This window comes from Streptomyces sp. NPDC048258, from assembly GCF_043201995.1.
Classification (GTDB): Bacteria; Actinomycetota; Actinomycetes; order Streptomycetales; family Streptomycetaceae; genus Streptomyces.
The window spans coordinates 190,393-201,384 of the sequence record NZ_JBICZH010000004.1; the positions used below are offsets into that span (position 1 = coordinate 190,393).

Below are 10,992 nucleotides of genomic sequence, written 5' to 3' on the forward strand. Positions count from 1 at the left end.
GATGACGGCACCTCACCTGCTCCCCGCCCCCGAGCTGGAACGCTCCTCGGTGGTCGCGAACAACACGATGAACCGCGAACGCGGTCTCACCGGCGTCAACAGTTACGCCCGCGAGCTCGGCGTCGACCCCGTCACCCACCTCGCGGCCCGCCCGGCCCCGCCCTCCTGGCTCGACCTGTGCAGCGGCGAGGGCCGCGCCCTGCGCGAAGCGGTCCCCCGACTGCCCGCCGGGGCCGTGCTGACCGGCGTCGACCTCGTCGGCCCGCTCGCCCCCGCCCCCACCCCGCCCGGACTGCAGCTGCTCACGGCCTCCGTCGCCCACTGGTCCCCGTCCCGGACGTACGACCTGATCACCTGCGTGCACGGCCTGCACTACATCGGCGACCAGCTCGGTCTCCTCGCCCGGGCCGCCTCCTGGCTCGCCCCCGAGGGACTGCTCATCGCCCACCTGGACCCCGGCTCGCTGCGCCTGCCCGACGGCGCCCCGGCCGGCCGGGCTGCAGTGGCGGCGCTGCGCGCGGCCGGGTTCCGTTACAGCGCACGCAACCACCGGCTCTCCCTGCACGGCCCGCGCACCGTCCGGCTCCCCTTCCGCTACCTCGGCGCCGACCCGACGGCGGGCCCCAACTACACGGGGCAGCCCGCGGTCGGCTCCCACTACGTGCCCGCTCCTGTGGCGGCGGCCGGGCCCGCTCAGTAGGGTCCCGGCATGGCATACACGTTCCAGGTGACCATCGACTGCGCCGACCCGCACCCCCTCGCCGACTGGTGGGCCGACGCCCTCGGCTGGGACGTGGAGCCGAGCGACGAGGACTTCATCCGCGGCCTGATCGCCGCGGGACACGCGAGCGAGGACGACACCACCACCCACAACGGCACCCTCGTGTGGAAGATCGGCGCCGCCATCCGCCACCCGGAAGGCCTGGAACGCGCCCCCCGGATCCTGTTCCAGCTCGTCCCCGAGCCCAAGACGGTCAAGAACCGCGTCCACCTGGACGTCCGCATCGGCTCAGACGACCCCAAGAGCGTCGTCGACCGGCTGCTCGCCAAGGGCGCGACCTTCCTCCACGACGGCCGGGTGGGCCCCTCGGCATGGACCACCCTCGCCGACCCGCAGGGCAACGAGCTCTGCATCACCCACGAAGCGGACTTCGCGTGAACGTCATCCTCTTCGGCGCCACCGGAATGATCGGCCGGGGCGTGCTCCGCGAGTGCCTGCGCGACGACTCCGTCACCGGCGTCCTCGCCGTCGGCCGCACCCCGCTCGGCGCCACCCACCCCAAACTGCGCGAGCGCGTCCAGGACGACCCGTCCGACCTCTCCGACCCGGACCTCGACCTGGCCGCGTACGACGCCTGCTTCTTCTGCCTCGGCGTCTCCTCCGTCGGCATGAAGGAGGAGGCGTACCGGCGCGTCACCTACGACATGACGCTCGCGGTGGCCCGCCCCCTCGCCGCCGCCAACCCCCGCCTGACCTTCGTCTACGTGTCCGGCGCGGGCACGGACAGCACCGAGCGGGGCCGTTCCATGTGGGCCCGGGTGAAGGGCATGACCGAGAACGCCCTGCTCGAACTGCCCTTCCAGGCCTACATGTTCCGCCCCGGGATCATCCAGCCGGTGCGCGGGGTTCCCTCCAAGACCCGGCTCTACCGGACCCTCTACGCGGTCACCGCGGCGCTGATCCCGCTGCTGCGCCGGATCGCGCCGGACCTCGTCATCACCTCCGAGACGCTCGGCCGCGCCATGATCGCCGTCGCCACACCCGGCACCGAGGTCCCCGGCCGCGTCCTGCGCCCGAAGGACATCAACCGCCTGGGCGCGGTGCGCGACCAGGCGTAATCGAGTACCGGGCAGCCCCTTCCGCAGGCGAGAATGCAGCATCTCGAACTGGGAGGAACCCATGAGCCAGGACCACCTGACTCTGCATGACCTGCTGCCCGCTCAGGCGCTGGCGGACTCGATCGACGCCGGGTACGTGACGCGCAAGTCGCACCCCGACCTGCCGCTGTCCATCTACACGTACACGCGGACGGCCCAGTACGAGCGCGTCTGGAACCAGGTCACCACGCGCTGCCGTGGACTCGTCGCCGACGACACCACGGGCGCGATCGTCGCGCTGCCGCTGCCGAAGTTCTTCAACGTCGGCGAGCACGAGGCGGGTCAGCCCTACGCCCCCGCCCTCCCGGACGAGCCGTTCGAGGTGTACGACAAGGTCGACGGCAGCCTCGCCGTCGTCTTCCACTACGCGGACCGCTGGCGGGTCGCCTCCAAGGGCTCCTTCGTCAGCGCCCAGGCCACCTGGGCCCAGCGCCTCCTCGACACCAAGGACACCGCGGCCCTGCGCCCGGGCACGACGTACCTCGCCGAGATCCTGTACCCGCAGAACCGCATCGTCGTCGACTACGGCGACCGCCGGGACCTCGTCCTGCTCGCCGCGTTCGGGGCGGACGGCACCGAGGTCCCGCTCGCCGAGGCCGCGCCCCACTGGGAGGGCATCGGCTCCGTCGTCACCGTCTGGCCCGCCATGCCCCTCGACGAGCTGATCGCGCTCACCGAGTCCAACACCCTGCCCGACGGCGCCACGACCAACGGCATGGACGCGGAGGGCTTCGTACTGCGCTTCGCCTCGGGCGTGCGCGCCAAGGCGAAGCTGTCCGAGTACGTGCGCCTCCACAAGGTGCTCACCGGCGTCACCGAACGGGACATCTGGCGCAGCCACGGCATCCAGCGGTTCGCCGCGGTGCCCGCCAAGCTGCTCGCCCAGGGCCTGAACTGCACGGTCGCCGACATCGAGGCGTCGGGCGGCAAGCCGCTCGACGCGCTGCTGGAGCAGGTGCCCGACGAGTTCGACACCTGGGTGCGCGAGGTGATCGCCCGCCTGGAGGACGCGGCGGCCCGCCACGAGCGTGCCGTCGACGAGGCCTACGCGGGCCTCGCGCACCTGGCCGCCGACCGGGGCGCCTTCGCCCGCGCCGTCAAGGAACTGGGCGACCGGAGCGTCCGCGCCGCGATGTTCATGCGGCTCGACGGCCGGCCGACCGAGCTCACCACCTGGCGGCACGTGCGGCCGGAGACGGCCGACCCGTACATCACCGACGAGGAGTCCACGGCCGTGTCCGAAGCAGTGCCCGACAGCACGCCCGCCGAGGTGCGCGCACCCGCGCGCGAGGCCGCCCCGCGCGTGCCCGCGCCGGCCGCGGACCGGCCCGCGGACGGCGGCCCTGCGGAGCCCGCGCCACTGCCGGTCGTGCACGTCATGACGGGTCTGCCGGCTTCCGGCAAGACGACCGCGGCGCGCGCCCTCCAGGCGCGGTCCGGCGGCCGGATGCGCCGCGTCAACCTGGACGACCTGCGGAGCATGCTCGACCTGCCGGACCCGGAGCGGGGCCGCTCCTGGGCGCACGAGCAGACCGTACTGGCCGTCCAGGACGCGGCGGTCCGCGCGGCCGTCGACGGCGGTTTCGACGTGGTCGTCGACAACACCCACCTGACCAAGCACATCCCGAAGCGGCTCAAGGCGGCGGTCGGCGGACTCGCCACGTTCGTCGTGCACGACTTCACCGACGTCCCGCTGGAGGAGTGCCTGCGCCGGGACGCCGCCCGGGAGAACCAGGTCGGCGAGGAGATCATCCGGGTCCTGGCCGACAAGCACCAGAAGGCCCGCAAGGGCGGCTGGCGGCTGACGGCGGAGTGGCTGAACGGCACGTCCGGCGGGATGGCCGTGCCGCCGGTGCGGGAGTACGTCGCCGACCCCGCGCTGCCCGCCGCGGTCATGTGCGACATCGACGGCACGCTCGCCCTGACCGGCGACCGCGGGCCCTACGACTTCTCGCGCTGCGAGCTCGACCTGCTCAACGAGCCGGTGCGGCACGCGCTGGACGCCTTCCGGCGGGCCGACGGAGACGTGATCGTGCTGCTGTCGGGGCGGAGCGAGGAGCACCGTACGCAGACGGAGTCCTGGCTGCGCCGGCATCACGTCCCGTACGACGAGCTGTGGATGCGCGCGGCGGGCGACACGCGCCGCGACGACGTGGTGAAGGCGGAGCTCTTCGACGCGCACGTGCGCCACCGGTACGCGGTACGGGTGTCGCTCGACGACCGGGACCGGGTGGTCGCGGTCTGGCGCCGGATGGGCCTGCCCACCTGGCAGGTCAACTACGGCGACTTCTAGGGCGTGGCCGTCGTGGCGGGCGTGCTGATCGTCGATGCCGCGAACGTCGTCGGCTCGGTTCCGGACGGCTGGTGGCGGGACCGGCGGGGCGCGGCCGAGCGGCTGCGCGACCGGCTGGCGGCGCGGGGCGGGGACGAGGAGATCATCCTCGTCGTCGAAGGCGCCGCCCGGGGAGTCGAGTCCGTGCCCGGTGTACGGGTGGACCCGGCGCCCGGGAGCGGCGACGACCGGATCGTGGAGCTGGCGGCGGCCCACGCCGGTCGCGACTGCGTCGTGGTCACGGCCGACCGCGAACTGCGCGAACGGGTCCGGGCGTACGGCGTGCGGTGCGTGGGTCCGCGTGCCGTACGCCCGGACCGCTGACCCGGCTCCGGCCCGGGGCGCGGGTCAGCGGCAGTAGTGCACCGTGCTGAGGTTCTTGACGTAACGGGCCGAGACCCAGCGCTCCTTGCCGTAGGCCTTGTCGCTATCGCCGCGTCCGCCCGTGCCGCCGTTCTGGTTGCCGGCGTTCTGGTCACCGTTCTGCCAGTCACCGTTCTCGCCGGTGCCGTTCTCGTCGGTGCCGTTCTCGTCGTACAGGCGGTACCAGACGCGGTTGCCGTCGACCGACTCGCCGTACTTCTTGCACTCGATCTCGACCTTGCGGCTCGGCTTCAGCTGCCCGACGCTCTGCGAGCGCGTGGTCGGCTTGCTGCGAACCTTCAGCGGGCCCTTCGAGACGACCTTGCCGATCGCGTGCCGGCCGTCGGCGGCCGCCGCGGTCTGCCGCGACGCGGTGTCGGTCGCCGGAGCCCCGTCGGCGACCGCGGCCCCGGCCCCGACCAGGCCGAGCACCAGGCTTCCGGCGGCGAGAGCGAGGATGGTCCTGGTGGGCTTCAGCATGAGCCGGCTCCTCTACGAAGGCATCCGCCCGGCCGCGGCGCGCGGCCCGGGACGGCAACCGGGGGGTCGCCACCGACGACTATGGCGAGGGCGGGCCGGACCGGGCCGTCGGCGCACCGCCGTATAGCCCGATCTGCCCAATCCGTACCGCCGTTGTTCTCATGACCTCCGGGCCCGCGGCGGCTACGGTAAGGGGCACGTGGGGGGTTGGACGAAGTCTCAGGGGGCGGGAATGCGGCGTGGGCGGGCGATGGCGGGGGCGTTGAGCGGGACACTGGCCGCGATGCTGGCCCTGGCCGGCTGCGGATCGGGCGGGGACACCGGGGCGAAGCCGAAGCCCGGCCCGACGGCATCGGCAGCGGCATCAGGGCCGGCGTCGGCCGCGGTCACGGCCCCGGTCCCCTCGCCCTCCGCCTCCACCGCCCCCGGCACCCTGCCGACGGCGTACACCTTCACCCCCGACCCGGCCCGCGTCCCGCACACCCCCGAACAGGCGCAGCGCCTTACCCGGGCCGCCGCCCTGGACCCGGATTCCTGGACGGCGGGCATGGTGGCGCACGATCCGTACGAGAGCGCCGGCGACTGGCCGGTGCTCGCGGCGGACTGCTCCTGGTCGCGCGCCGGGCTGCCCGACGGCGTACTGGACAGCTACACCCGGAGGATCGACGTCCCGGCCAAGGACGGCAAGGGCCGGGTCCTCGGCTCGGTCACCCTCACCGTGCACCGGGACGCGGCGGCCGCGGACCGCGACATGCAGGAGACGGTGCAGCAGAGCTTCCGCTGCCCCGACCAGGACCTGGGCGGCGGCCAGTCCCTCCAGGGCCTGCTGTCGATGAACCAGCCGAAGGAGTCGGTCCTCAACGCCGACGCCTCGATGTTCGAGGCGGGAAAGTTCACCTCGCCCGAATCGGGGGGCCCGCAGGGCTACGTGTGGACCAAGTCGCGGATCGGCCCCGTGGTGATGGCCCTCTCCGTCAAGGGCGCCCAGGGGTACGAGACCAGGGACCTGCTGATGGTGGCCGCCGAGGGCGCGGCCAAGGCGCTGTACCGCGTCGAACTGGAGCTGAAGGGCTGATGCAGCCGCTGCACGCCACCGATCCCGCGCGGATCGGCGGCTACCGCGTTCTCGGCCGACTCGGCGCGGGCGGCATGGGTGTCGTCCTGCTCGGCCGGTCCGCCGGCGGGGCGCTGGCCGCCGTGAAACTCGTCCGGGCCGAGTACGCCGACGACCCCGACTTCCGCGTGCGCTTCCGGCGGGAGGTGGCGGTGGCCCGCCGGGTCCGCAGCCGCTGGGCCGTTCCGGTCGTGGACGCCGATACGGAGGCCCCCGCGCCGTGGCTGGCGACCGAGTTCGTGCCGGGGCCGCCGCTGAGCGACGCCGTGGCGCGGGCCGGCGGCCTCCCGCCGGACAGCGTCCGCTTCCTCGGGTCGCGGCTGGCCGAGGCATTGGACGCCGTGCACGAGGCCGGGCTGGTCCACCGCGACGTGAAGCCCGCGAACGTCCTGCTCGCCACCGACGGGCCCCGGCTGATCGACTTCGGGATCGCGCGGGCCCTGGACGACACCGTGCTCACCGCCACCGACGTGGTGATCGGCTCGCCGGGCTTCCTCTCGCCGGAGCAGGCACAGGGCGGCCACGTCGGACCGCCGAGCGACGTCTTCTCGCTGGGGTGCGTGCTCGCGTACGCGGCCACCGGGCGGCGGCCGTTCGGCTCGGGCCCGGCCGAGGCCATGCTGTTCCGCACCGTGCACGACACGGCCGACACGGCCGGAATACCGGACGGGCTGCTGCCCTCCATCACGGCCTGCCTGGCCAAGGCGCCGGGGGACCGCCCGACGGCCGCGCAGCTGCGCGACGCCCTCGCCCAGGACACCACCGGTCCCTGGCTGCCCGGCGGACTGCTCCAGCTGATCGCCGAACGCTCCGCGCAGATGCTCCAGTTGCCCGACATCGAGCCGACCCGGCCGACGGCGCCGACATCGCCGACGGCGCCGTACGTGCCGGACACCCCCGCGGACGCCCCTCCCGCCCCGGCACCCGTACCCGCCCCCACGCTCCCGGGGCCGCGCCGCCGGACCCTGCTCGCCGCGGGCGGCGCCCTCGCCCTCGTCGCGGGCGGCGGAGGCACCGCCGCCTGGCTGCTGCGGGAGAAGGAGTCCGGACCGGACGACAGGGGCTCCTCCCCGGGTCCCGTCCGCCCCACGCTGGCCATCGGCCTCCAGGCCGACCTGAGCGGCCCCGGCCATGCCGTGGGCAGGGCCCAGCGCGACGGCGCCCTGCTGGCCGTGGAGGAGCTCACGTCCCGCGAGGACCTGCCGTTCGCCTTCCGGCTCGCCGAGGCCGACGACCGGGGAGCGGCCGGCCCGGCGGCCACCGCGGCCGCCGGGTTCGCCGCCGACACCTCCGTCGTCGCCGTACTCGCCGCCACCGGCGCGGCGGCCGTCTCGGCGGTCCTGGCCCGATACGACCAGGCCGGCCTGCCCGTCCTGACCGTCAGCGACGGCGACACCACCCATCTGAACCGCGTCTACACCTGCCTGCGCCCCAACGACGCCTACCAGATGCGGCCCGTCGTGGCCTACCTGACCGGGCGCGAGCGCGGCACCACCCTGGTCGTGGACGACGGCACCCCGTACGGCTGGCAGACCACCCGCTTCCTCAGCGAGGCACTGCGCGCGGGCAAGAGCCCGATGACCCCGGCCACGGTGGCCGCGGACGCCGACCACACGGAGCTCGCGCGCGAAGCCGTACGGGCCGCCGCGGGCGCCGTGCTCTACGGAGGCGGCCCCTCCGGCGCGGCCCGCCTCGCCGTGGCCCTGGCCGCGGCCGGCTACCGGGGCCGGACCCTCGCCACCCAGGCCGTCCACGACCCCCGCTTCCTCCAGGAGGCGGGCGCGAGCGCCGAGGGCTGGCTGCTGGTCTCCACCGCGGTCGACCCCGCCGCGGCCCCCGCGGCCCGCGCCTTCGACACGGCGTTCCGCGCCCGCCACCGGACGCCCGCGCCGCCGTACGCGGCCGAGGCATACGACGCCGTCCACCTCCTGGCCCGGTGCGCGCAGGGCCTGGGCCGCGCCCAGGTCGGCCGCGGCGACCTCGTGCCCACCCTGCGCGGGACCACGTACGAGGGCGTGTCGAAGACGTACGCCTTCGAGCAGGCCAACGGGACCTACACAGGCGACGGCCTCTTCTTCTACGAGGTCGCCTCGGGCCGCTTCCGCTTCCTCGGCAACCGCTCCACCGCGTGGCCGGTCTGACTCCCGCCGTCGCCGTCGCCGTCGCCGTCGCCGTCGCCGCCGTCGCCGTCGGCTTTCGCCGACGGCGAAGCGAGGCCGTGCCCGCCCCCGAACGGGCACGGCCGCGCGGCGGGACCCCGGGGGGACAGGGCCGGTGCCGGCCGGTGAACCGGCGAAGGTGAATCTACGGGCGGACGCCCACCGGCCGCGCCCATCCACGGATTGAAACCGGCCTACCCCCTTGGGTGGTGACCCTGTACAACCAGGGGTGTACACAAGGGGGGTGACGTGCAGTTCTCCGCACATCCGGCGGTGGCCCGGATCCGAGCCGTGCTTCCGGCCGTCGGTGAGACCGTATGGGCCGGCGGTTCGATGTGGATGTCGTCCACGCTGCTCCACAACTGGCCCGACCCCCACGGCTACTGGCGCGACACCGACGCCCTCGCCTACGCCCTGCTCGCCGCGATCTACCTGCCGCTCGTGCTGCGCCGCCGCTACCCGGTGGCGCTTCTGGTGAACACCGGGCTCTGGGCCGGCGTCTACTTCACCCTCGGCTACTACCACGTGGTCGCCGCGTGCGGGGTGCTCACCGCCCTGTACACCGTGGCCTCCTGGTGCCCCCGCAGGGTCTCGGCCAAGTCCGCGGCCGGGGCGCTCGCCGTGCTCCTGTGGGGTACCCGGCTCGCCGAGCCGGGCGTCGTGCCGATGAGCATGGCCTTCGTCACCGTCGCCACCGTCGTCTGCTGGGTCGCCGGGGACGGCTCCCGCCGGCTGCGCGAGCTCACCCGCCAACTCCGGCTGGAGCAGGAGGAGAAGGCCCGCCGGGCCGTCGTGGAGGAGCGGATCAGGATCGCCCGCGAACTCCACGACGTGATCGCGCACCACGTCTCGGTGATCTCCGTACAGAACGGGCTCGCCTCCTACGTGCTCGCCTCCGACCTCCCGACCGCCCGCAAGGCCCTGGACACCGTGGGGGACAGCGCCCGCGAGGCCCTGGCCGAGATGCGCCGGATGCTGCTGGTGCTCCGCGAGGAAGGACCGCAGCCCGCCCCGGAGGAGCACCACGGCCCGGTGGCGGGGCTCGGGCGGCTCGACGAGCTGGTCAAACGGGTCGGCGAGGCCGGGGTGCCCGTGCGCGTACGGGTCACGGGGACGCCGTACGACCTGCCGCCCGGGATCGACCTGTGCGCCTACCGCGTGGTCCAGGAGGCCCTGACGAACGTGATCAAGCACGCCCCCGGGGCACACACCACCGTCCGGGTCGACTACGGTGCGGACGAGGTCCGCGTACGCGTCGACGACGACGGCAGGGGTCGCACACCGGCCCAGGTGCCGGCCGGCCCGGGAAGAACGGCCGGTCAGGGGTTGATCGGCATGCGCGAGCGGGCGACGATCTACCACGGCACGGTGACCGCGGGGCTCGCCCCCGAGGGCGGCTTCGAGGTCAGCCTGCGGATTCCCGTGCCCCGACCGGGAGAGGAGGACGCGGATGCCGTCCGTACTCGTCGTCGATGACCAGTTCCTGATCCGGTCCGGGCTGACCGCGCTGCTCACCGCCGCGCCCGGCTACGAGGTCGCGGGCGAGGCGGCGGACGGCGAGGAGGCGGTCCGGCTCGCCGCCGAGACCCGGCCCGACGTCGTCCTCATGGACATCCGGATGCCCGGCACGGACGGGATCGAGGCCACCGAGCGGATCCTGGCCACACGAGGGGACGGCGCGGACGGCCCGCACGGTGGGTCGAAGGTGCTCGTGCTCACCACCTTCGACTCCGACGAGTACGTCTTCCGGGCCCTGCGGGTCGGCGCGAGCGGGTTCCTCGTCAAGGACACCCCGCCCGACCGGCTGCTCGCCGCCATCGCCACCGTGCACGCCGGCGAGATGCTGTTCAGCCCGGGGGCCCTGCGCGGACTGATCGACACGTACGCCGCCCCCGTGGTCCGCGCCCCCCACCCGGGCCTGGAAGCGCTGACCCCGCGTGAGCGCGAGGTGCTCGGCCTCGTCGGCGCCGGGCTGCCCAACGCCGACATCGCCGAGCGCCTCGTCCTCAGCGCCGCCACCGTCAAGACCCATGTGCACCGCTGCATGAGCAAGCTGGGGCTGTCCAGCCGCGCCCAGGCCGTGGTCGTGGCCCACGAGTTCGGCCTCGCCGCCCGAATGCCCTGACGCCGCCCGCCTCCGGATGCGGGCGGCGGCGGCCCGGGCGAGAGTGGGTGCCATGGGTATCGAAGACTACGGCGGCGGATCCGGCGCCCAGCAGACCGGCGTCCTCGTCGTGACGACCAACGACGTCCCCGGCTACCGGGTGGAGCAGGTCATCGGCGAGGTCTTCGGCCTCACCGTGCGCTCCCGCCACCTGGGCAGCCAGATCGGCGCGGGCCTGAAGTCGATGATCGGCGGAGAGCTGAAGGGCCTCACCAAGACCCTGGTGCAGACCCGCAACCAGGCCATGGACCGCCTCATCGAACAGGCGAAGGCGCGGGGCGCGAACGCCGTCCTGATGATGCGCTTCGACGTGACCGACGCCGCCGACGTCGGGACCGAGGTGTGCGCGTACGGGACGGCGGTCGTCCTCGTGCCCGCCTCCGCCTGATCCCCTTCGTCCGCTTGGTCCCCAGCCTCCCCACGTAAGTCCAGGACGGCGCTCCGCTTTGTCCATGGGCGTGCCCGGCCCCGGTCCGCAAGCTGTCAGGTCAGTGAGCGGACC

The 10,992-nt window shown here is 74.1% G+C and carries 11 protein-coding genes; 10 read left to right on the top strand and 1 reads right to left on the bottom strand.

The genetic code is table 11. The features are described 5' to 3' along the window. The first annotated feature begins 1 nt into the window (after position 1). The 5 genes from ACGFYQ_RS11500 (at position 2) to ACGFYQ_RS11520 (ending at position 4,534) form a co-directional block, all read left to right on the top strand. Complete coding sequence (locus ACGFYQ_RS11500; protein WP_393742471.1) at positions 2-700, top strand: class I SAM-dependent methyltransferase; 699 nt, start codon at positions 2-4, stop codon at positions 698-700. A gap of 9 nt (positions 701-709) precedes the next feature. Next, positions 710-1,159 carry a VOC family protein gene (locus ACGFYQ_RS11505; protein WP_393742473.1) on the top strand — a complete coding sequence of 150 codons (450 nt, stop codon included), beginning with the start codon at positions 710-712 and terminating at the stop codon, positions 1,157-1,159. Beyond that, the gene (locus ACGFYQ_RS11510; protein ID WP_393742475.1) at positions 1,156-1,839 is read left to right on the top strand and encodes an epimerase; all 684 of its coding nucleotides are present in this window, start codon (positions 1,156-1,158) and stop codon (positions 1,837-1,839) included. Before ACGFYQ_RS11505 ends, ACGFYQ_RS11510 begins: the two co-directional genes overlap by 4 nt. Before the next feature lie 61 nt (positions 1,840-1,900). Beyond that, positions 1,901-4,171: an RNA ligase gene (locus ACGFYQ_RS11515; RefSeq protein WP_393742477.1), complete on the top strand. Its 2,271-nt coding sequence runs from the start codon at positions 1,901-1,903 to the stop codon at positions 4,169-4,171. 3 nt (positions 4,172-4,174) lie between these two features. Then, positions 4,175-4,534 carry an NTP pyrophosphohydrolase gene (locus ACGFYQ_RS11520; protein ID WP_393742479.1) on the top strand — a complete coding sequence of 120 codons (360 nt, stop codon included), beginning with the start codon at positions 4,175-4,177 and terminating at the stop codon, positions 4,532-4,534. A gap of 24 nt (positions 4,535-4,558) precedes the next feature. Here the strand turns inward: ACGFYQ_RS11520 and ACGFYQ_RS11525 are convergent, their stop codons facing one another. Continuing rightward, a complete protein-coding gene (locus ACGFYQ_RS11525) occupies positions 4,559-5,053 on the bottom strand; it encodes an SH3 domain-containing protein (RefSeq protein WP_393742481.1) in 495 nt (164 codons plus the stop codon). A gap of 250 nt (positions 5,054-5,303) precedes the next feature. Between ACGFYQ_RS11525 and ACGFYQ_RS11530 the strand changes: the two genes are divergently transcribed. The 5 genes from ACGFYQ_RS11530 to ACGFYQ_RS11550 all read left to right on the top strand — a co-directional run bounded on the left by ACGFYQ_RS11530 (position 5,304) and on the right by ACGFYQ_RS11550 (position 10,878). Further along, positions 5,304-6,128, top strand: coding sequence for a hypothetical protein (locus ACGFYQ_RS11530; protein ID WP_393743259.1), 825 nt, complete (start codon positions 5,304-5,306; stop codon positions 6,126-6,128). Beyond that, complete coding sequence (locus ACGFYQ_RS11535) at positions 6,128-8,308, top strand: bifunctional serine/threonine-protein kinase/ABC transporter substrate-binding protein (protein WP_393742483.1); 2,181 nt, start codon at positions 6,128-6,130, stop codon at positions 8,306-8,308. Before ACGFYQ_RS11530 ends, ACGFYQ_RS11535 begins: the two co-directional genes overlap by 1 nt. Positions 8,309-8,575: 267 nt before the next feature. Then, positions 8,576-9,802, top strand: a complete 1,227-nt coding sequence (locus ACGFYQ_RS11540; RefSeq protein WP_393742485.1) for a sensor histidine kinase — start codon at positions 8,576-8,578, stop codon at positions 9,800-9,802. Then, positions 9,777-10,451 carry a response regulator gene (locus tag ACGFYQ_RS11545; protein ID WP_393742487.1) on the top strand — a complete coding sequence of 225 codons (675 nt, stop codon included), beginning with the start codon at positions 9,777-9,779 and terminating at the stop codon, positions 10,449-10,451. Before ACGFYQ_RS11540 ends, ACGFYQ_RS11545 begins: the two co-directional genes overlap by 26 nt. 52 nt (positions 10,452-10,503) lie before the next feature. Continuing rightward, the gene (locus ACGFYQ_RS11550) at positions 10,504-10,878 is read left to right on the top strand and encodes a YbjQ family protein (RefSeq protein ID WP_393742489.1); all 375 of its coding nucleotides are present in this window, start codon (positions 10,504-10,506) and stop codon (positions 10,876-10,878) included. Positions 10,879-10,992: the final 114 nt, after the last annotated feature.

Bases quoted from the DNA above. Each gene is read 5' to 3' on its own strand.
- ACGFYQ_RS11515 (WP_393742477.1), top strand. From the start codon at position 1,901: ATGAGCCAGGACCACCTGACTCTGCATGACCTGCTGCCCGCTCAGGCG.
- ACGFYQ_RS11535 (WP_393742483.1), top strand. From the start codon at position 6,128: ATGCAGCCGCTGCACGCCACCGATCCCGCGCGGATCGGCGGCTACCGC.
- ACGFYQ_RS11550 (WP_393742489.1), top strand. From the start codon at position 10,504: ATGGGTATCGAAGACTACGGCGGCGGATCCGGCGCCCAGCAGACCGGC.
- ACGFYQ_RS11545 (WP_393742487.1), top strand. From the start codon at position 9,777: ATGCCGTCCGTACTCGTCGTCGATGACCAGTTCCTGATCCGGTCCGGG.
- ACGFYQ_RS11500 (WP_393742471.1), top strand. From the start codon at position 2: ATGACGGCACCTCACCTGCTCCCCGCCCCCGAGCTGGAACGCTCCTCG.
- ACGFYQ_RS11525 (WP_393742481.1), bottom strand. From the start codon at position 5,053: ATGCTGAAGCCCACCAGGACCATCCTCGCTCTCGCCGCCGGAAGCCTG.
- ACGFYQ_RS11505 (WP_393742473.1), top strand. From the start codon at position 710: ATGGCATACACGTTCCAGGTGACCATCGACTGCGCCGACCCGCACCCC.
- ACGFYQ_RS11530 (WP_393743259.1), top strand. From the start codon at position 5,304: ATGGCGGGGGCGTTGAGCGGGACACTGGCCGCGATGCTGGCCCTGGCC.